Here is a 20446-nt window from a genome sequence, read left to right on the forward strand (position 1 = left end):
CTAGGCTCCGCGGAGACGAGATCGACCTCTGGACGGAAGGGCGGTGACGAATGGTCGCGCTGGGCAGCGCGCGCGTGCGCGAAGCGGTGCGCCACCTGCAGGAGGCGATCGCCTCCGGTCGCTGGCCCGTCAACAGCCGGATCCCCAACGAGGCCGACCTCGCCGCCGAGCTGGGGGTGGGGCGCAGCACCGTGCGCGAGGCCGTGGGCAGCCTGGCCCGGCTGGGCATGCTCGAGCCGGCGCCGGGCCGGGGCACGTTCGTCCGCTCCCTCAGCCCGGTCTACGGCGTGCTCTCGGACTTCGCCGGGCAGCACAGCTGGGCCGATCTGCTCGCCGTGCGGAAGGCGTTGGAGGTGCAGGCCGCCGAGCTGGCCGCCGTGCGGCGCGATCCGGGCGCAGCCGAGGCGCTGCGTCAGCTGCGGGCCGCGCACGCCGCGGACGTGGAGGGCTCGGCCGGCACCGAGCGGGGTGCGGCTCCCGGACAGTTCCACTCCCTGATGGTCGCGATGGCGCAGAACCGACTCCTCGAGGACCTCTATGCCGCCCTGATGAGTGCGCTGCGCTCCGGAGTCGCGGCGCACCAGGTGTGCAGTGGTCAGGTCGCGGAGGTGCGCTGGGCCGAGCACGAGGCGCTCCTGGCCGCCATCGCGGTGGGCAACGGCAGCGCCGCGGCGGCGGTCGCGGCGGCGCACGCCGACCACGACCTGCGCGAGGTGAAGGGCGCGGTGGACGACGGCTGAGTCCGCGGAGCGAGCAAAGGTCAGATGGATGTTAGGCTTGCCTCACCTATTGTCCTTCTCGCTGAGATCCTCTGAACCCGGGCGGATGCCGTGTACTCCCCTGATCCCTTCCCGCGCGACCTGCCGCGCCTGGCCAGCACTCCTGTACGCCGAGGCCTCGGGCGTCGCCGCGCCGCCCTCCTGGCGCTCGTCCTCGCAGGCACGCTCCTCGCAGGCTGCGCCTCGGACGGCGACGCGGACGCGGCGCCGCTCGCCGGGGAGACCCGCACCGTGCGCGACGTCGACGGCGCGAGCATCGAGGTCCCGGCCGACCCGCAGCGCGTGGTCGCCCTCAGCGAGCCCACGCTCGACGGGATCCTCGCCCTGGGGGTGACGCCGGTCGGCACGATCACCGGGCGCGGGCAGAGCACGGTGCCGCACTACCTGGCCGACCTCGCCGGTGACATCCCGATCCTGGGCGGCGTCGCCCAGCCCGACTACGAGGCGATCGCCGACGTCCGTCCGGACCTGATCCTGGTCGACGGGACGAGCATCAACAACAACCCGGAGGCGATGGAGGTGCTCGGCCAGATCGCCCCCACCGTGTCCACGGGGCTGGCCGGCGGCGACTGGCGCAGCAACCTCGACCTCGTCGCGGACGCCCTCAACAGGGTCGAGGAGGGCGCGGAGGTGCAAGCCGACTACGACGCCCAGGTCGCCGCGGCGACCGAGCGGCTCGGTGCCTATGCCGAGGACACGTTCTCGGTGGTGCGCTGGCAGGGTGGCTCTGCCGCCCTCGTCCTCGAGGAGCTGCCCGCCGGGACCGCGCTGAACGACCTCGGCCTCGCTCGACCGGCTGCGCAGGATCGCCGCGGCCGCGGCCACAGCGAGCCCGTGGCGTTGGAGAACCTCGACGACATCGACGCCGACTACATGTTCTTCGGCACCCTGGGTGGCTCGTCGGTGGGCAACAACGATGCCGGTGGCTCCTCCGACGTCGGCGCCGCCGAACAGGCGCTGGCTACCGCGGTCCAGGTGCCGGGATTCGCCTCCCTCGAGGCCTACCGGGCCGACCACATCATCCCGGTCGACGGCTCCCTGTGGACCTCGACCGGCGGGCCGCTCCTGATGAGCCGCCTCGTCGACTCCGTCCTCGAGGCCCTCGCATGAGGATCCGGTCGTCCACTCGTGCCTCCGGGACGCGGGGTCGTTCCCTGATGGCCGGTCCCCTGATGGCCCGTTCCCTGATGGCCGGTGGCCTCGTCGCGGGCTCGGTGCTCGGCGGGGTCGCCTTGGGGTCGCCCGCGGCTGGCGCCGACGCGTGCGTCGCGGATGGCGCTGCTGCGGTGAGGATCGCGACCCCGGCCCCGGCCCTCGGCGACACGATCGAGATCACCGGGAGCGGCTGGTGCCACCCGGAGGACGGCGGCTCGCGGATCGCGATCAAGATCGACCAGGGCGCCTACAGCCGCCCGGACTCGACCGTGCACGCCAACCGGAGCATCTGGGCGATCGTGGACGCCGACGACGCCGACGGCTCCTTCACCACCACCCTCGAGCTGCCGGACGGCACGGAGGCGACCTCCACGCCGGTCTTCACCGAGGAGGCGCACACCCTCCAGCTCCTCACCGGCTCCCTGAAGCCGGGAGACGTGATCCGCTCGGTGATCTCACCGGCCTTCACCGTCGGGGGAGACGACCCGGACCCCGACCCGGACCCCGACCCGGACCCGGACCCCGAGCCGGAGCCGGAGCCGGATCCGGATCCCGACCCGGAAGGCGACGTCTGCGAGCCGACCACCGATCAGGCCCAGGTCGACCTCGCCACCACGACAGCGACCCTCGGTGGCACCCTGCGCGTGAGCGGCACCGGATGGTGCCACCCGACTGACGGCGGCTCCCGGATCGGGATCAAGATCGACGACGGTGCGATCAGCCACCTCGACACCGCGGTGCACGCCAACCAGACGATCTGGGCGATCGTGGACGCCAGCCCCACGGACGGCACCTTCGACGTCGAGGTCCCGCTGCCGGACGGCACGGCAGCTACCTCGGCACCGGCGCTGACCACCGGTGAGCACACGCTGCGCTTCCTGACCGGCAGCCTGGTCGCGGGCGACACCGGTCGCTCGGTCCGGTCCGACCCGTTCGTCATCGGCCGGTACCGGCCCAACGGCGCGCCCGACCCGCTGAACCCGGCCAGCCTGCGCGCGGGCACGAAGCACGACGTACGAGCCACGCGCACCGGACGCCGGCTGGTCGTCGACCTGCCGCAGTCGGCCGCGGGCGACTGGGTCTACGCCACCGTCTACGCCGCCGACGGCTCACCGCGCGAGGTGTCTCCCCGGTGGCACCGCCTCGACGACGAGCTACGCCTCGATCTCTCGTTGCGCGGCGCCGACCTGAGCGGTCGCGGACGCCTCGTCGTGCAGAGCGGCGACCAGGGCGACGTCGGCGCGCTCGTGGGCTGGGACGGCGTCGGCTTCGGCCAGGCGCCGACCACCGATGAGCCCGATGTGCCCGATGTGCCCGACGACGAGTCGGACGACTCGTCGGGCATCGACCCTCCGTCGACCTCGGGGACGCCCTCGGGCGCGGGCTCGCCGAGCGACCTCACGTCGGGTGCCGCGACCGGGACCACCGGCGCGGCGACCACGAGCGCCGGACTGGTCGCGCCCGAGCCCCCTGTGGCGTCGTTCGCCGACCTCGACCCCGCCGATCACGGCTCCGTGCGAGGGGAGGTCGCCGACGGCGTCCTGCGGCTCACCGTCCGTGACGCCGAGCCGGGCGCCACGCTCTTCGTCACCGTCTACGCCCCTGACGTGCTGGTGCCCGCAGGCTGGGTGACTCTCGACCGTCGTCGCTCGGTGGAGGTCGACCTCAGCGCCTGGCCGGCCGGCTACGTCGGCGTGACGGCCCAGGACCCGGACGGCGAGCTGCGCGGCTGGGCGGCGGTCGCCCTGACCGGTGCGGCCGAGCAGCAGACGCAACCGATCGCCGCGCCGGCGCCGGCCGCAGCGCCGGCCGCCGCCGCACCGGTCGAGATCACCCTCGCCTCGTCGGGCCCCTCCTGGCTGACGGCGACCGACGGGCTCCTGCTCGCGGCCGGGTCCCTCGTGCTGGCCTCCGCCTCGATGCTCAGCACCCGCCGGAAGGTGACCCCGTGAACCCCGTCAGCCCCGCCGACCCCGTGCACTGCCGAGCATCCCGCCCCGGACGTCGCAGCCACCTGGTGGCCCTGCTCATCGGGTGTGCCCTGGTCGTGACGGGCGCGCTGGTGGGACCGACAGGCACAGCGGCGTACGCCGACGCGTCCGGTCGGGCCCCGCTGGCAGCCAAGCCGTCCGGCGGCGCCGACCCCGACACCCCGGGCACGAGTGCCTCGGTCAGTCCCCGCACGCTGGAGCCGGGGGGGACCATCAGCTATCGGGTCAGCGGGTTCCCCGCCGGCGAGATCGTCAACATCAAGGTCGACGACGGCGACTTCTGCAGTCAGTCGGGCGTTCACGGTGCCTGCGTCGTCGCCCAGCAGCGGATCCCGGCGTCCGGGACCGTGACCGGCTCCCTGGTGCTCCCAGCCGACCTGGCCCTCGGCAGCCACTGGTTGCGCTTCCTGGCGAGCGAGGAGGTCACCGACGCCGACGGCGCCTACCTCGGCGTCAAGGGCTACACTGCACGCGGCAGCTCCGACTTCACCGTCGTGGAGCCGTCCGCCCCCGCCTCCTCGGGTGGCACCGACGAGGACACGGACGGCACACCGTCGACTACCGACTCGAGCGGGTCCGCCGGCACCACGGATCCCACGACCGGCGCCCCGGCCTACCCGACCGACGCCGAGGCCGGCACGACCGACAGTGCTACGGCGGGCTCCACCGGGGCCACGGCGCCGGAGCCCGGAGCGGTGCTGACCGCCGTACCCCCGCCGGGTGCGGCGGCGGAGGAGGGCGCCGCGTCGACCGACCAGCTCGTCGTGGCCGCCCCGCCACCGCAGGCGCAGGCCGCGGCCCCCGCCACGGCGCCGGTCGCGGCCAGCGTCACCGAGACCGGCGGCTTCCCGTACGTCGGTCTCATCGGCCTCGTGGCACTGCTCGGCCTCGCGGTGCTCGTCGTCGTGCGGGGTCGTCGGGTCCGTGGTTGAGCGGCGTTCGCGCCGCTCGCTCCTGCTCGGCCTGGTGATCGTGCTGCTCCTCGCCGGCGTCGCGGCGAGCCTCCTGGTGGGCTCACGTGGTCTGGCTCCGGACCGGGTCTGGGAGCTGCTGTGGCATCCCGACGGGTCGCTGGAGTCGGCGGTCGTGCGAGGTCAGCGGCTGCCTCGCACCGTGCTCGGGCTCGTGGTCGGAGCCGCGCTGGGCCTGGCAGGAGCGGTGATGCAGGCGCTCACCCGCAACCCGCTGGCCGATCCCGGGATCCTCGGCGTCAACGCCGGTGCCGCCCTCGTCGTCGTCGCCTTCGTCGCCGTGAGCGGGGTGACCGACATCGGCGCCTACGTGTGGTTCGCCCTCGCCGGCGCCGGCGCCGCTGCCGCGACCGTCTACGCCGTGGCCGGTGTCGGGCGACCCGACTCGAGCCCGGTGCGCCTGGCGCTGGCGGGCGTCGCGGTGAGTGCCGCCCTCGCGTCCCTCACGTCGGCGGTGGTGCTCGCCGACCAGGAGGCGTTCAACGAGTTCCGGTTCTGGGTCGCGGGCTCCCTGCAGGGCCGGGGCTGGTCGGAGCTCGGCGCCGTGGCGCCGTTCCTGGGTGTCGGCCTGGTGCTCGCGCTGTCGATCACCGGGGCGCTGGGCGTGCTGATGCTGGGCGAGGACACCGCCCGCGGTCTCGGTGTGAAGGTCTCGCGGGTGCGGACCCTCGCGCTCCTGGCGGTGACCGCCCTGTGCGGTGCGGCCACCGCCGCCGTCGGGCCGATCGCGTTCGTGGGGCTGGCCGTGCCGATGGTCGCCCGGGCGTTGATGGGCCACGACCTGCGCTGGATCAGTGCCTGCTCCCTGGCGCTCGGTGCGCTCTGGCTGCTGACCGCCGACGTGCTGGCGCGCGTGCTCGCGCCCGAGGAGGTCGCGGCCGGGATCGTTGCCGCGCTGGTCGGTGGACCGGTGTTCGTGCTGGTGGCGCGACGGCGACGGGTGCCGGCGCTGTGACCCTCCACCAGCCGGACGAGCGGCCTCGGCAGCGCCCGGGGGAGCGGTACGTCGTCGGCCGCCGCGGCGCGTGGTCGGTGCGGTTCGGCGTGCGACCCGCCCTGGTCCTGCTCGCCGCGGGGGCCGCGAGTCTGCTGCTGGCGCTGGTCGGCCTCGTCCTCGGCGAGCTCGGCCTGAGTCTCGGCGAGGTGCTGGGCGCTCTGGGCGGGCGCTCCGACGACCGGCTGACGGCGTACTTCGTCACCGAGGTCCGGCTCCCACGTGTCGTCACCGCGATCGTCGTGGGGGCGGCGCTCGGCGTGGCCGGGTCGCTCTTCCAGAACATCACGGGCAACCCCCTGGGCAGCCCGGACATCATCGGCTTCACGACGGGTGCCGCCACCGGTGCGCTGGTCACGATCATCGTGCTCGGCGGCGACACCGCGGCCGTCGCGATCGGCGCCGTGATCGGCGGTCTCGCCACGGCCGCCGCGGTCGGCCTGCTGGTGCGGTCGACCGGGCTGACGGGGCTCCGACTGGTGCTCGTCGGTCTCGGCGTCGGCGCGACCCTGGCAGCGCTCAACACCCTGCTGCTGACCCGCGCCTCACTGGTCGCGGCGCAGACGGCGGCCCAGTGGCTGGCCGGCTCCCTCAACGCGGTGCTGTGGCCGCGCGCGACGGTGACCCTGCTCGCCGTCGCGGTGCTCCTCGTGCCCGCCGTCCTGCTCGGTCGCTCGGTGGCGATGCTCGCCCTCGGCGACGACACCGCCCACGCGTGCGGCGTCCCGGTCACCCGGGTGCGCGCAGCCGCGGCGCTGGTGGGGGTCGGCCTCGTCTCCGTGGCGACCGCGGCGACCGGGCCGATCGCGTTCGTCGCCCTCGCCGCCCCGCAGATCTCGCGCCGTCTGGCCGGGACGGCCACGTCCGGCATCGCCGGACCCGCCGTGGTGGGTGCCGCCGTCGTCCTGGGCAGCGACCTGCTGGCCCAGCACCTGTTCGCGCCGACCCAGCTCGCCGTCGGCGTCGTCACCGGCGCGCTCGGCGGCATCTACCTGATCGCCCTCGTGGCGACCGAGACCAGGAGGTCCCGATGACCGGACGCATCGCCACGGCAGGCCTGACCAGCGGCTACCGCGAGCGCACGGTGATCGCCGACCTCGACGTCGTGATCCCCGACGGGGAGCTGACCGTGATCGTCGGACCCAACGCGTGCGGCAAATCGACGCTGCTGCGCTCCTTGGCCCGGCTCCTCGAGCCGACGGCCGGGTCGGTCCTCATCGACGGCCGCGAGGTGTCGGCGTACGGCTCCAAGGAGCTCGCGCGCACCCTCGGACTGCTCCCGCAGTCGCCCACAGCGCCCCACGGCATGAACGTCGGCGACCTGGTCGCCCGTGGGAGGTTCCCGCACCAGGGACTGCTGCGGCAGTGGTCGCGCGCGGACGAGGAGGCCGTCGTGGAGGCGTTGGAGGTCGCCGGGGTCACCGATCTCGCCGAGCGCGACCTCGACGAGCTCTCCGGCGGCCAGCGGCAACGGGTCTGGCTCGCGATGGCGCTGGCCCAGGCGACGCCGCTGCTCCTGCTCGACGAGCCCACGACGTACCTCGACCTCGCCCACCAGCTCGACGTCCTCGACCTGACCCGCAGGCTGGTCGGGGGTGGTCGCACGGTGGTGGCGGTGCTGCACGAGCTCAGCCTCGCGTTCCGCTACGCCGACCACCTCGTGGTGATGTCACAGGGCCGGATCGTCGCGACCGGAGCACCGGGCGAGGTGGTCACGGCCGGCCTCGTCGAGGAGGTGTACGGCGTGCGCTGCCGGATCATCGACGACCCGGTCACCGGGACGCCGATCGTGGTCCCGGAGCGAGCCCGATGACCGCCCCCGGGACGCCGTCGAACACCCCGCCCAAGACCCCGCGCCCGACACCGGTGCCGCGGGTGCGCAGCGCGCTGCTGGACGGGCTCGCGGCCGCGGACGTCACGTCCTTCTGGGACGGTGTCGGTGCCCGCCAGCCGGTCGTGGAGCCGGCGCTGGAGTCGGCCGGTGGCGCGGGTCAGGTGGTGGTGACCTTCTGCTGGCGCAGCGACGACGCGGCCGAGGTGCTGCTCTTCGCCAACCGCCTGACCGACGAGACCTCGCTCGCCGACACCGTGCTGGAGCGACTCCCCGGCAGCGACCTGTGGCACGCCTCCTTCCTGATGGAGGCCGACTGGCGCGCGTCGTACTGCTTCCTCGTCCGCGATCCCGGCGAGGAGGCGCCTTGGCTGGTCGACGGCCACGTCGCCATCCGTGCCGTGCTGGACCGGGGGCTGCCGGATCCGCGCAACCCCGCCCGCTGTCGCAACCGCGCCGGGATCTCGCAGTCCGTCGTCGCGTTGCCGGCGGCCGACCCGCAGCCCTGGCTGGAACACCGCCCCACCGTGGCCCGTGGGACAGTGACCGAGCACGTCCTGGACGAGGGACTCGATGGTGGGCGCGTCGTGTGGTGGTGGGACCCCCCGGGCGTCGCCGAGGATGCCGAGCTGCCTCTCGTGGTCGCCCTCGACGGAGAGGTCTGGACCTCGAGCCAGTCGCTGCCCACCACGATGGACAACCTTCTGGCCGACGCGGCGATCCCGCCGGTGCGGGTGGTCCTGCCGTCCTCGGGAGGGCGGGACTCGCGCTGGGCCGAGATGGGCTCGACCGGTGGAGCCGTCGATCACCTCGTGTCGACGCTGCTGCCCTGGGCCGAGGCTCGCGGCGGGGTACGGCGCGGCGGCGCGGTGATCGTCGGCCAGAGCCTCGGGGGGCTGACCGCGCTGCGAGCCGGGCTGCTCCACCCGGAGGAGTTCTCCACGGTCGTCACCCAGTCGGCCAGCGTGTGGCAGAGCGACCTCAGCGAGGAGGTCGCCCTGGCGACCGCGGCGCCTGCGCTCTCGGGAGGGCCGCTGCGGGTGCACCTGGCCCACGGCAGCCAGGAGTGGGTGCTGGCCCCCGGACACCTCGACCTGGCGCAGCGGCTGCGGACAGCCGGCGTCACCGTCGAGGAGACCGTCGTCAACGGCGGCCACGACTACGCCTGGTGGCGGGGGACCCTCGCCGAGGGACTGCGCTGGGCCTTGGCTGACTGTAACGATTCAAACCGCCCCTGACCATGCGTAGGCACCGACGTGTCGGTAGCGTGCCGCCCAAGCTGACCCGAAAGGCGTGCCTCACATGCTGGATGCTCAAGACGTTGCCAAGGTTCTCGACGAAGCCGGTCTGGAGAACCCGAAGGTCCGGGAGTACGTCACCTACTGGGCGGGGGTGACCCAGCCCGCGAGCATCGAGGTCGTCAACGCCTCCGACGACGCGCGCCTGGTGGCCGAGTCGCTCGAGGCGGGCGAGCTGCTGCCTGCCGGTGACGGCCTCTACTACTCGCGCTCCTACGTCAAGGACACCGCGCGCTCCGAGGAGCGCACGATCGTCGCGACGCACAAGCCGGAGGACAAGGGCGTCTACAACAACTGGCGCGACGCCGAGGAGATGACCGCCGCCCAGCTGGAGCGGATGCGTGGCCAGTCCGCCGGCAAGACGATGTACGTCGTGCCCTACCTGATGGCGCCCCCCGGCTCCCCGCTGGAACCCTTCGCCGCCGGGGTCGAGCTGACCGACAACCGCCCCGTCGTGCTGCACATGATCCGGATGGCTCGGGTGGGCGTGGCCCACCTCGACAACCTCGACGACCCCAACTCGTTCGTCCGCGCGGTCCACGTGACCGGCGACCTGCCCAACCTCGGCCAGGGCACCCCGGACGACCAGCGCTACTTCGTCACGGTGGCCGACGACCGCACGATCCTGCACTTCGGCTCGTCGTACGGCGGCAACGCGCTGCTGGGCAAGATTGCCCACGGTCTGCGCCAGGCCTGCTACGACGGCCGCGCGTCGGGCAAGTTCCTCGCCGAGCAGTTCATGCTCCTGGGGATCACCGACAAGGAGACCGGCAAGAAGTACCACGTCTGTGGCGGCTTCCCGAGCGCCTCGGGCAAGACCAACCTCGCGATGACGCTCGCGCCCGACGCGATGGGCGATCGTTACTACGTCGAGTTCTACGGCGACGACATCGCCTGGCTGTGGGTCGGCGAGGACGGCAAGGTCTACGCCATGAACCCGGAGAACGGCGTCTTCGGGGTCGCCAAGGACACCAACGAGCTGACCAACCCCACGGCGCTCGACTCGATCAGGCCCGGCAGTGGTGCGATCTTCACCAACGTCGCCTACAACCCCACGACCCAGGAGGTCTGGTGGGAGGGCAAGACGAAGGACCACCCCGCCGACGTCACCGGCTGGGAGGACTGGAAGGGCGAGAAGATCTCCGACCGCGAGGCCGGCGACGACTCCCCGTGGGCCCACCCCAACAGCCGCTTCACCACGACGCTGGCCAACGTGCCCAACGTCGCCGGTGACTTCGAGGACCCGGCCGGCGTCCCGGTCGACGCGATCATCTTCGGTGGCCGCACGCGCGACCGCGAGCCGCTGGTCCGCGCGATCGACGACCTCGCCGAGGGCGTGTACGACGGCCTGACGCTCGGTGCCGAGGCGACCTTCGCCGCCGACGGGCTCGACGGCCAGCTGCGCTACGACCCGATGTCGATGCGGCCCTTCATGGCCTACGCCGAGGCCGACTACGCCGCCCACTGGCTGAAGATCATCGGCTCGGCCACCGAGCAGCCGATCTTCGCCCACGTCAACTGGTTCCAGAAGGGCGAGGACGGCCACTTCCTGTGGCCCGGCTACCGCGAGAACCTGCGCCCCCTCCTCTGGCTCGTGCAGTACAAGGCCGGCGAGGTCACCGGGCAGCAGACCGCCGTCGGCGTCATCCCGACCGAGGAGGAGCTCAACCTCGACGGGCTCGACGTCCCGGCCGAGGACCTCGAGCGGATCCTGAGCATCGACGTCGAGCGCTGGCGCCAGGAGATGGGCTTCCGCGAGGAGCACCTCAAGCAGTTCGAGGGCCTGCCCGAGGCGATCTGGGAGGCCCACCGCCGGGTCGCCCAGGCGCTCGACGACGCCTGACCCGTTGGGGGCCGGACGTAGGGTTCGGCCGTGGGTGCGCCGCAGCGAGGACCGGGCAGCGGTCCCGCACGCAGGCGCGGCCGGGGTGTGAGCGGCGACGCGACGGTCGGCCCCCTGGAGTTCGCTCCCGAGGTGCTGCGCACCCGGGACGAGGAGCGCCTGGTCCTCGTCCCGCCGGCCCGCAAGGCGCTGCGCCGGCTCAACCGGATCAGCAAGCGTTCCGGGCGCCTCTCGCCGCGCCCGTACAACCTGACGATCAGTCACGGGCACCGCTTCGTCTGGTACCGCGTGGCGAAGGTCTGCACCCGCACGATCCTGGCTCACCTCGAGGCCAGTCAGGTCGAGCTCGAGGTCGCCCACGGCATGCGCCTGCGCTACCCGACCGAGGCGTTCGAGGAGTACTTCAAGTTCGGCTTCGTGCGGCACCCCCTCGACCGCTTCGTCTCGGCGTGGCGGGACCGGGTGCTCGAGCGCAACTACTTCCGCTTCGAGACCGACCAGTGGGAGCGGATGAGGACCATCGAGGCGTTCGCCGAGTGGGTGGGTGCCCTGGACCTCGGTGACGTCGCCTCGGTCGACCAGCACCTCGTGCTGCAGTCACGGGCCATCGACCTGGGCCAGGTCGACCAGGTGGGCAGGCTGGAGACGTTCGCCGAGGACTTCGCGGCGGTCTGTCGGCGTCTGTCGATCCCCGAGGTCGTGGGGGAGAGCCGCAACCGCGCGGCCGCGGAGCCACCCGAGGTGAGTGACGAGCTGCGAGATCGGGTGCAGGACCTCTACCGCCTCGACTTCGAGGTCCTCGGCTACCCCGTCGAGCCAGGCGCTCCGGGGTGATGGCGGGCCCCCCTCATCTGTAGGGGTGAGCGATGTGACTGGAGGGGCGGGTGAGCGTGAGCATGCGTCGCACCATGGAAATCCCCAGGCCCGAATCCACCGAGCAGCCGGGCGTCACACCAGCAGACCTGTCCGCACGAGAGCTGGAGATCATCACCCGCATCTGTCGCGGCGATGCCAATCTCGAGATCGCCGCGGACCTCTACCTGTCGATCAACACCGTCAAGTCCCACATCCGCAGCGCCTACCGCCGGATCGGGATCACGCGCCGGGTCGACGCCGTGCGGTGGGGTGCCCGCCACGGGCTCGTGGGGGCTCCTCGCGAGAGCGACCCGAGCCTCTGAGCGACCCCAGCGTCTGGGCGACGCGAGCGCGCACCACCGGCAACCCTCGCTGGTAGGCCGCGTGCGCGAGCACGCCGACGATCAGCGACGCCCCGATGGCGAGCAGGGGCAGCCCGGCGGCCTCGAGCTCCGGGTAGACCTGCCAGTGCGTGAGGTAGATCCACAACGAGGCTGTCGCCACGGTCTGGACGGGCGTGGCCAGCACCACCGGTAGGCGGACCGGTCGCAGCCACAGCAGCAGCACCACGGAGCCGACGACGATGAGCTCACGCTGCCGGTCCCCGAAGTAGCCGTACAGCCCGGCGTACGACGCGGCGAGCACCGCGAGCCGTTGCCACGTCGTACGGGCCTCGGCGGCCGCCCAGCCGAGCGCCAGGACGAAGAGCACCGAGGGCACCGCGTAGCGCTCGACGCCCTCGCCCTCGACTCCGACGCTGACGTAGCGCAGCGCCGTGGTGGCCGCGACCACGACGGCCGCCAGCGTGAAGGGGGAGGATCGGTACCACCGGTCGACGGCGGGTACGGCGAGCAGCGCGGCGATCGCGAGGAAGCCCCACACGATCGCCTCGAGGAACCAGAACTGCCAGTCGAGCGTCCAGCGCAGGCCGCCCTCGGCGCGGTGGCTGCGCGCGCCGTTGAGGTAGAGCGCCGTGGTCCACCGGTAGTCCCCCGTGATCAGGGCGCAGGCGGCGATCCACAGCGAGGCCGGCACCGCCACGGCGGCGACGGCCGTGAGGATCCGGCGCGTGCGTGCGCCGCGACCCGGTGTGGGGAGGGTGAAGCGGGCGAGGTGGTAGCCGGCGACCGCCAGGAGGAGGTGGGCGCCGCCGGGGATCAGGATCAGGTCGACGTGGGTGATGACGACGATGAGGATCGCCAGGGATCGCAGGACCACGCCGACCTCGAGCGGAGCCGACCAGCGGTGCGACCACCGTGAGCTCCGGCTTGCGCCGGCGAGCTCGGTGACCGACATCGTCGGCCAGTCGCGCGGCAGCCGGCCGAGGACCGAGCCGAGCCGGGTGGAGAGCTCCACGAAGCACAGCGAGTCGCCGCCCAGGGTGACGAAGCTGTCCTCGAGCCCGGCGTCCGGTCGACCCAGCAGGGTCGCGTACAGCCGACGCAGGCTCTCGGGCGTGGGTGGCTCCGCCGGGGACCTCGTCGCGACGTCGGCGAGCGCCGCGGCTTCCTCGAGGTGACGGCGCAGGGCGGCGTCGTCGACCTTGCCCGCTGCGGTGCGCGGCAGCCGCTCCAGCTGGTGCGAGCGCACGCAGCTCGCGGACAGGCCGGTCAGGCGCCGCAGCTCCCGTCGCGCGCGCTCGCCCACCCGGTGACGGGTGTGGAAGACGTGCAGGACGTCGCCGCGCGCGACGAGCCGCAGCGCAGGGTCGAGCGAGACCAGCTCCTGCTCGAGCCGGTCGAGGTCGAGGCGCAGGCCGAACACCTTGGACATCCGGTCGCTGCGCCCGACGACCTCGACCAGGCCGTCGGGTGCGATCCGCGCCAGGTCGCCCGTGTGCAGCTCGGTGAGCTCGGCGCCGCGGGCCAGGTCGTCACGGGAGACGGCGTACCCCATCATCACGTTGGGACCGGTGTAGACGAGCTCGCCCACCCCGTCGCCGTCCGGGTCGTCGATGCGCAGGCTGCCGCCCGGTACGGCGACCCCGACGGCCTCCGGGCGGGTCGCGGCCAGCGAGGGCGGCAGGTAGGCCATCCGCGCGGTGGCCTCGGTCTGGCCGTACATCACGAAGAGGTCGAAGCCGTGACGCTGACCCAGCTCGGCGACGCTGCGGACGCGGGCCGGGTCCATCCGGCCGCCGGCCTGTGTCAGGTAGCGCAGGGCGGGGAGGTCGCGGTCGGAGAAGCCGCTCGCCTCGAGCAGCTCGTAGGTGTAGGGAACCCCGGCGAGGCCGGTGACGCCGGTGTCGGCGACCAGGTCCCAGAAGCACTCGTCGGCGACCGAGAGGTCGGTCAGCACGATCGCGGCCCCGGCCACGAGATGGCTGTGCAGGACCGACAGGCCGTAGCAGTAGTGCAGGGGAAGCGTGGTGACGCCGCGGTCGGTGGGGCGCAGGTCGAGATAGTCCGCGATGGACGCCGCGTTGCTCAGGACGTTGTCGCGCGAGAGGCGCACGAGCTTCGGAGAGCCGGTGGAGCCCGACGTCGACAGCAGCAGGGCCAGGTCGGGGTGGGCGGCGGACCGGCCGGTGTAGCGCCGGGCGACCTCAGCGCGTCGCCCGGCCGCGCTCTCGCCCGGCTCGACCAGCAGCACGGGGCGGTGCAGGGCCAGCGCGGCGAGGTAGGTCACCACGCTGCGGAGGTCCGAGGCCATCTCCAGCAGCAGCGGACCCGGTTGGTCGTCGCCGGACAGCTGTGCGGCGCGTGCCTCCACGGCGGCGCGCAGGGCGCCGTACGTCATGGAGGTCGTGCCCTCGACGAGGGCGACATCCGTGTCGAGACCGAGCAGGAGGAAGTGGTCGAGCCGGGCGGGAGCGCGGCTGTCGACGCCGCGCGTGCTCGGAGGTACGGCGTGGGTGCTCACGGCGCCACCTGTCCCGGAAAGCCGAGGACCTCGCCGGTCACCTGGACCAGGACCCGGTCACCGGTCTGCGGGACCGAGTCGGCCGGCGTGCGGGCGGTGAGGATCTCGGGGTGGCCGTCGACCTGGACCCGCACGGTGGCGTCGTGACCGAAGAAGCTGGCGTCGATCACGGTGGCCAGCACGCCCGCGGGCGGGGTCTGGCCGTCCCTCTCACCGTCCCTGGCGCCGCCCGGCTGCTCGGCGCGGGTGACCTCGACCTGCTCGGGACGGATCGCGAGAAGGACCGGCCCGGCGGGGTGCTCGCCCTTGAGCGGCAGCGGTCCCACCAGGCAGGAGGCGGTGCCGCCGCCGTTGGTCGTCCCCGGCACCACGGCGGCGTGCCCGAGGAACGTCGCCACCGCGGCATCCGCAGGCTCGAGGTAGACCCCGAGCGGGGTGTCGACCTGCAGGAAGCGGCCCTGCGCCATCACCGCGACCTGGTCGGCCAGGGAGAGCGCCTCGCCCTGGTCGTGGGTGACCAGCAGGGCTGCCGCCCCCGCGGCGCGCAGGGCGCGGACCACAGCACGACCGGTCTCCTCCCGCAGTCCCGCGTCCAGGGAGGAGAAGGGCTCGTCGAGCAGGACCAGGTCGGGCCCCGGAGCCAGCGCCCGCGCCACCGCCACGCGCTGCTGCTGACCGCCGGACAGCTCGTGGGGCTGGCGCGTGGCGAGGTGGTGGGGCAGCTCGACCAGGTCGAGCATGGCCGCCACCCGGTCGTGCGCCTGCCTCCCACGGCGCCCCGAGCGCTGCGCGCGGACCGCTCGGGAGAGGCCGAAGGCGATGTTGGCGGCGACGTCGAGGTGCGGGAACAGCGCGCCCTCCTGGGGCACGTAGCCGATGCTCCGGTGCCGTGGTGGGACCGAGCGGGCGCCGCCACCGGTCACCGTGCGCCCTCCCAGACGCACTTCGCCTCCGGAGGGCTCGATGAAGCCGGCGATCGTGCGCAGCAGGGTCGACTTGCCGCAACCCGACGAGCCGAGGACCGCGGTGACGCCGTCCTCCACGCGCAGGTCGACCCCCTGGAGCACCTGGTGGTCGCCGAAGGAGACGCGCAGACCGAGGACGTCGAGGGCGCTCACGAGCCGTCACCGCCTGACGTGCTGACCCGACCGAGCAACCACGTGGCCGGGACCGAGAGCAGGATCAGGGCCAGGGCGTACGGCGCCGCGGAGCCGTAGGCGACCGACGAGGCGTCGGACCAGAACTCCACCGACAGGGTCGAGACCCCGATCGGGGCGAGCAGGAGCGTCGCGGTCAGCTCGGTCGACACGGCGAGCGAGACCAGCGCGACGGCGGCCGCGAGGCCCGGGGCGATGAGGGGCAGCGTGACGCGTCGAGCAGCCTCGGACCCGGTGCAGCCGAGTGAGCGGGCGACGTCCTCCAGGGACGGGGGTGCCAGCTCCAGCGAGGAGCGGACGCTGACCACGGCGCGGGGCAGGAAGAGGATGACGTAGCCGGCGACCAGCACGGGCAACGTCTGGTAGAGCCCGGGCACGACGCGGATGGAGATCGTCACCAGGGCCAGGCCCACGACGATGCCCGGCATCGCACTGGCCGTGTAGGTGCTGCGCTCCACCAAGGTCGTGACCGCGCTGCGGTGGCGCACCGAGAGCCAGGCGACCGGCAGGGCGGCCAGGCAGGCGACCAGTCCGGCGACGACGGAGAGCCCGACGGTGGTGGTGGCGGCGGTGACGAGCTGACCGGCGTCGAAGGTCGTCGACGTCCCGCGGACGAGCCAGCGGGCGAGGCTGAGCAGCGGGACCCCGAGGGCGAGCAGCACGAGGACGCCCAGACCGCCGTAGGCCAGCGGAGCGCGGCGACCCAGGCGGACGCGGGACGGGCGGCGGGCAGCACCCGCGCCGACCTTGGAGTGGCGCCGCCGTCCACGGGCGAGCAGCTCGACGCCGAGCAGCAGCAGGCAGAAGGTGACGAGCACGAGCGCCAGCAGGGTCGCCGCCGAGCCGGTGAAGGAGGTGCCGTACTGCTGCAGGATCGCGGTCGTCAGCGTCGGGTAGTTGAGCAGCTGCAGGGCGCCGTACTCGGCCAGCAGGTGCAGCCCGACCAGCAGCGCTCCGCCGAGCACGGCGGGGCTGATCGCGGGCAGGACGACGCGGGCGAAGGTCGCACCGGCACTGTGCCCGAGCGACGCACTGACCTCCTCCAGGCCGGGGTCGAGCCGGCGCAGCGCGGCCACGGTGGGCAGGTAGACCAGCGGGTAGTAGGACAGGCTGACGATCAGGACTGCCCCGGCGAAGCTCTGCACGGCGTACGTCGTGGAGACCCACCCGTAGCCGTTGACGAAGGCCGGCACGGCCAGCGGGGCGCACATCAGCCCGTGCCACCACCCGCGGGCTCGCAGGTCGGTGCGCTCGACCAGCCAGGCGGCGCCGACGCCGAGGACGACGCTGAGGGCGACCCCACCGAGCAGGAGTCGGGTGGTGTTCCACAGCAGCTCGCCGATCCGGTCGCGGAAGAGGAAGTCGGCGGCCTCCCTGCCGCCGTACGACACGCTCGTGACGACGACGTAGACCAGCGGGAGCACGGTCAGCGCTGCGACCGCTGCGCCCGCCAGGAGCAGGAGGGGCGGAGCCGAGGAGGAGCGCCGGCTGGTGTGCGCCGGCTCGTGGGTGGTCGGGGGAGGAGCGCCGGCGTCCAGCAGGCTCAGAGGAAGCCCGCCTCGGTCATCAGGTCGACCACCGTCTCGCCGTCGAGGTCGGAGACCCCCACGGGCGGGGGCTGGAGCTCGCCGAAGGGCTGGACCGGCGGGGCGAGCTCGACGGCCGGGTTGAGCGGGTACTCCAGGGCGTAGGAGTCGGCGAGCACCTGCTGGCCGGCCTCGCTGGTGAGGTAGGCGATGAACGTCTCGGCGTCCGGCTTGTTGTCGCTGGAGGCCAGGATGCCGGCGCCGGAGACGCTGACGAAGGCGCCGGGGTCCTGGTTGCCGAAGAAGTACAGCTCGCTGTTGTCGCTGACCTCGCCGCTCTCCTGCTGGTCGCGGTACCAGTAGTAGTGGTAGATGATCCCGACCTCGGACTCACCCGCGTCGACCGACTGGAGGACCACGTTGTTGCCGTCGTAGACGGTGCCGTTGGCCTTGATGCCCGCCAGCCACGCGCGGGTGGCCTCCTCGCCCTCGAGCGCGAGGACGGCCGCGACGATGGCCTGGAAGTCGGCACCGGTCGGGGAGAAGGAGATGCGACCAGCCCACTCGGGGTCGGCGAGCTCCATGATCGAGTCCGGGAGGTCGGCCTCGTCGACCTGGTCGGTGTTGTAGACCAGCACGGTCGAGCGCGCCACGAAGCCGGTCCAGGCCGCCGAGGTCGGGCGGTACTGCTCGGGGATGTCGGCGGTCAGCTCCGGGGAGAGGGTCTCGAAGAGCCCGGCCCGCTCGACCTGGGCCATCGCCGGGGAGTTCTCGGTGAGGAACACGTCGGCCGGCGACGCGGAGCCCTCGGCGACCAGCTGGGCCGACATCTCCAGGTCCTTGCCGTTGCGCAGCTGGACCTCGATGCCGGTCTCCTCGGTGAAGTCGGCGGCGAGCTCGTCCAGGAGCTGCTCGTGCTGGGCGTTGTAGACCACGATCGACGGACCGTCGTCCCCACCGCAACCGGCGGTGACCAGCGCGGCGGCGAGGGCCAGCGCGAGAGGCAGGGTGAGGGGCGAGCGGGAGAGCAGGGAGGGGCGCGTCATCGGGTCCGTCCGTCGGCGTGGTGCGGTAAGGATTGCCTCACCATAGGGTATTGAGGGTTGCCTCACCCAAGTCGCTCACGGGGCGGCGCCGATCAGGGTTCCCTAGGGTCGCGTCATGGCCTCGACCTCTCGCACCGCTCACCTCGTCCGCCGCGTCGGCTCTGCCCTGGCCCGCGCGGCCGCCAAGCGCCCGGTGCGCCGAGCGCCGGCGAGCTCCCAGCGGGACTCCCAGCCGGGCTCCGAGCGGGCGGCGTACCGCGGCGACTTCACCGGCCGCGCCACGATCAGCTACGCCCCGCAGGCCGACGGTGACGCCGATCCCGGCGAGGTCATCTGGGCGTGGGTGCCCTACGAGGAGGACCACACCCAGGGCAAGGACCGTCCGGTGCTGGTCATCGGCCGCGACGGCGGGGACCTGCTCGGGCTGATGCTCACCAGCAAGGACCGCACCTCGCCGGCCCGGCGGCAGGGGCCCGACGAGCGTCCACGGTGGCACGACCTCGGGACCGGGGACTGGGACCGGCAGCGGCGCCCCAGCGAGGTCCGCCTCGACCGGGTCCTGCGGCTCGCCCCGGACGCCGTACGGCGCGAGGGCGCTGCGCTGGACCGGGCCCGCTTCGACCAGGTTGCGGCGGCGGTGCGCGAGACCCTCGACTGGTAGGCGGCATGCTGGACCCATGCGATTCAGCGAGCACGAGCTCACCGCTGCGCTGCACGGCGCGGCCAAGTCGGTGCTGGGCGCCCAGCGCAGGGTGCGACGGGGTCAGGACGTGGACGAGGTGTGGGAGTCGATGGACCGCCTCGAACGGTTCCGGCTCCTCGACGGCCTGGGCGGGCAGGTGCTGCCCGTGCTGGTCGCCCTCCCCGACGTCGAGGTCGCCGTCGGCACCCGCCCGTCGTACGACGACGAGGTGATCGCCGAGGTCGTCGCCGGGCTGCTGGGCGACGGCGTCGGAGGCCGGCTCAAGCGCGCGGTGGTGGTCAAGGGCCGCACCGCGCTGGTCCAGATCGCGCTCGCCTCGGTGCCCCCACGTCGTGACCCCGACGCCCTGCTCCACAACGACGACGACCTGCCCGAGGTGCCCGACTCCCCCGAGGGGCTCTGAAGCGGTGCGCGCCGTCCTCGTCACCGAGTTCGGGGTGCAGCCGACGCTCGAGGAGGTGCCGGACCCGGCCTGCCCGGGCGACGGGGTCGTGGTCGCCGTCGAGGCGACCGGTCTGTGCCGCAGCGACTGGCACGGCTGGCAGGGACACGACGACGGCATCGCGCTGCCGCACGTGCCCGGCCACGAGCTGGCGGGCAGGGTCGTCGAGGTCGGCGCGGGCGTCCGCGACTGGAAGGCCGGGGACCGCGTCACCACCCCCTTCGTGCTGGCGTGCGGCGCGTGCCGCTCGTGCGGCCGGGGTGACGGACAGGTCTGCGAGGCCCAGCTGCAGCCCGGGTTCACGCAGTGGGGCTCCTTCGCCGAGTACGTCGCGCTGCCGCGCGCCGCGCTCAACCTGGTGCGGGTGCCCGACGAGGTCTCCGCCGACGTCGCAGCCGGGCTCGGGTGTCGCTTCGCCACGGCGTACCGGGCCGTCGCGGACGTCGCCCGCGTCAAGGCCGGCGAGACGGTCGTGGTGCACGGGTGCGGCGGGGTGGGGCTGGCCGCGGTGATGGTGGCGGTGTCGTTGGGCGCCCGGGTGCTGGCCGTGGACCCGTCGTCCGAGTCACGCCGACTGGCCGCCGAGCTCGGAGCGAGCGTCGTACCGCCCGGCGAGGGCGTCGGCGACGCCGACGTGTCCCTCGACTGCTTCGGGAGCCGCGCCACCCTGGCGGCATCCGTGGCATGCCTGCGCCCGCGCGGGCGGCACGTGCAGGTGGGTCTGCTCGGTGGCGCCGACGCGCATCCCGCCGTGGACATGGGCCGCGTCGTGGGTCGGGAGCTCCGGCTGCTCGGCAGCCACGGGATGGCGGCGTCGGACTACCCCGCGATGCTCGCGCACGTCGCCGAGGGCACCCTCGCGCCCCAGCGCCTGCTCCGGGATCGGATCGGTCTGGCGCAGGCACCGGCCCGTCTGGTGGCGCTCGGCGAGCCCGGTGCCGGGGCCGGCGGCGTGACCGTCATCCGCCCCGATCTGCGCTGACCTGCCGCGGG

General features: G+C 73.5%; 18 protein-coding genes. 14 read left to right on the top strand and 4 right to left on the bottom strand.

Annotated features, from left to right (window positions below):
- The first annotated feature begins 50 nt into the window (after nt 1–50).
- The 11 genes from Q1K33_RS03415 to Q1K33_RS03465 all read left to right on the top strand — a co-directional run bounded on the left by Q1K33_RS03415 (nt 51) and on the right by Q1K33_RS03465 (nt 12040).
- Nucleotides 51–740, top strand: coding sequence for an FCD domain-containing protein (locus Q1K33_RS03415; RefSeq protein WP_300400606.1), 690 nt, complete (start codon nt 51–53; stop codon nt 738–740).
- 90 nt (nt 741–830) lie between these two features.
- Complete coding sequence (locus Q1K33_RS03420) at nt 831–1889, top strand: iron-siderophore ABC transporter substrate-binding protein (protein ID WP_300400607.1); 1059 nt, start codon at nt 831–833, stop codon at nt 1887–1889.
- A gap of 47 nt (nt 1890–1936) precedes the next feature.
- Entirely contained in the window at nt 1937–3886 is a 1950-nt protein-coding gene (locus tag Q1K33_RS03425) for a hypothetical protein (protein WP_300400608.1), read from the top strand.
- Nucleotides 3883–4857: a hypothetical protein gene (locus tag Q1K33_RS03430; protein ID WP_300400609.1), complete on the top strand. Its 975-nt coding sequence runs from the start codon at nt 3883–3885 to the stop codon at nt 4855–4857. Before Q1K33_RS03425 ends, Q1K33_RS03430 begins: the two co-directional genes overlap by 4 nt.
- Complete coding sequence (locus Q1K33_RS03435) at nt 4850–5851, top strand: iron ABC transporter permease (protein ID WP_300400610.1); 1002 nt, start codon at nt 4850–4852, stop codon at nt 5849–5851. The genes Q1K33_RS03430 and Q1K33_RS03435 overlap by 8 nt, the downstream gene beginning before the upstream one ends.
- The gene (locus tag Q1K33_RS03440; protein ID WP_300400611.1) at nt 5848–6924 is read left to right on the top strand and encodes an iron chelate uptake ABC transporter family permease subunit; all 1077 of its coding nucleotides are present in this window, start codon (nt 5848–5850) and stop codon (nt 6922–6924) included. Before Q1K33_RS03435 ends, Q1K33_RS03440 begins: the two co-directional genes overlap by 4 nt.
- On the top strand, nt 6921–7703 hold the full coding sequence (locus Q1K33_RS03445) for an ABC transporter ATP-binding protein (RefSeq protein WP_300400613.1): 783 nt from the start codon (nt 6921–6923) through the stop codon (nt 7701–7703). Before Q1K33_RS03440 ends, Q1K33_RS03445 begins: the two co-directional genes overlap by 4 nt.
- On the top strand, nt 7700–8959 hold the full coding sequence (locus Q1K33_RS03450; protein WP_300400614.1) for an enterochelin esterase domain-containing protein: 1260 nt from the start codon (nt 7700–7702) through the stop codon (nt 8957–8959). The genes Q1K33_RS03445 and Q1K33_RS03450 overlap by 4 nt, the downstream gene beginning before the upstream one ends.
- A gap of 64 nt (nt 8960–9023) precedes the next feature.
- A complete protein-coding gene (locus tag Q1K33_RS03455; protein WP_300400616.1) occupies nt 9024–10862 on the top strand; it encodes a phosphoenolpyruvate carboxykinase (GTP) in 1839 nt (612 codons plus the stop codon).
- A gap of 30 nt (nt 10863–10892) precedes the next feature.
- Nucleotides 10893–11696: a sulfotransferase family protein gene (locus tag Q1K33_RS03460; RefSeq protein WP_300400617.1), complete on the top strand. Its 804-nt coding sequence runs from the start codon at nt 10893–10895 to the stop codon at nt 11694–11696.
- A gap of 62 nt (nt 11697–11758) precedes the next feature.
- Nucleotides 11759–12040, top strand: coding sequence for a LuxR C-terminal-related transcriptional regulator (locus Q1K33_RS03465; RefSeq protein ID WP_300400660.1), 282 nt, complete (start codon nt 11759–11761; stop codon nt 12038–12040).
- On the opposite strand, the gene Q1K33_RS03470 is transcribed toward Q1K33_RS03465, so the two are convergent.
- The 4 genes from Q1K33_RS03470 to Q1K33_RS03485 form a co-directional block, all read right to left on the bottom strand.
- Nucleotides 11958–14579, bottom strand: a complete 2622-nt coding sequence (locus tag Q1K33_RS03470; RefSeq protein ID WP_300400618.1) for an AMP-binding protein — start codon at nt 14577–14579, stop codon at nt 11958–11960. The two genes, Q1K33_RS03465 and Q1K33_RS03470, sit on opposite strands and share 83 nt — an antisense overlap.
- A complete protein-coding gene (locus tag Q1K33_RS03475) occupies nt 14576–15697 on the bottom strand; it encodes an ABC transporter ATP-binding protein (protein WP_300400619.1) in 1122 nt (373 codons plus the stop codon). The genes Q1K33_RS03470 and Q1K33_RS03475 overlap by 4 nt, the downstream gene beginning before the upstream one ends.
- Nucleotides 15694–17160, bottom strand: coding sequence for an iron ABC transporter permease (locus tag Q1K33_RS03480; RefSeq protein ID WP_300400621.1), 1467 nt, complete (start codon nt 17158–17160; stop codon nt 15694–15696). Before Q1K33_RS03480 ends, Q1K33_RS03475 begins: the two co-directional genes overlap by 4 nt.
- A gap of 119 nt (nt 17161–17279) precedes the next feature.
- A complete protein-coding gene (locus Q1K33_RS03485; RefSeq protein ID WP_300400624.1) occupies nt 17280–18308 on the bottom strand; it encodes an iron ABC transporter substrate-binding protein in 1029 nt (342 codons plus the stop codon).
- A 115-nt stretch (nt 18309–18423) separates the two neighbouring features.
- Here Q1K33_RS03485 and Q1K33_RS03490 point away from each other — a divergent pair, with 115 nt between their 5' ends.
- Genes Q1K33_RS03490 through Q1K33_RS03500 form a run of 3 tightly spaced genes read left to right on the top strand, consistent with a single transcriptional unit; the run spans nt 18424 to nt 20435 of the window.
- On the top strand, nt 18424–18969 hold the full coding sequence (locus tag Q1K33_RS03490) for a type II toxin-antitoxin system PemK/MazF family toxin (RefSeq protein ID WP_300400626.1): 546 nt from the start codon (nt 18424–18426) through the stop codon (nt 18967–18969).
- 16 nt (nt 18970–18985) lie between these two features.
- On the top strand, nt 18986–19414 hold the full coding sequence (locus tag Q1K33_RS03495; protein WP_300400629.1) for a hypothetical protein: 429 nt from the start codon (nt 18986–18988) through the stop codon (nt 19412–19414).
- 4 nt (nt 19415–19418) lie between these two features.
- Nucleotides 19419–20435, top strand: coding sequence for an alcohol dehydrogenase catalytic domain-containing protein (locus Q1K33_RS03500; RefSeq protein WP_300400631.1), 1017 nt, complete (start codon nt 19419–19421; stop codon nt 20433–20435).
- The last annotated feature ends 11 nt before the right edge of the window (nt 20436–20446 follow it).

The sequence above is a fragment of the Nocardioides sp. genome (assembly GCF_029937575.1).
Classification (GTDB): domain Bacteria; phylum Actinomycetota; class Actinomycetes; order Propionibacteriales; family Nocardioidaceae; genus Nocardioides.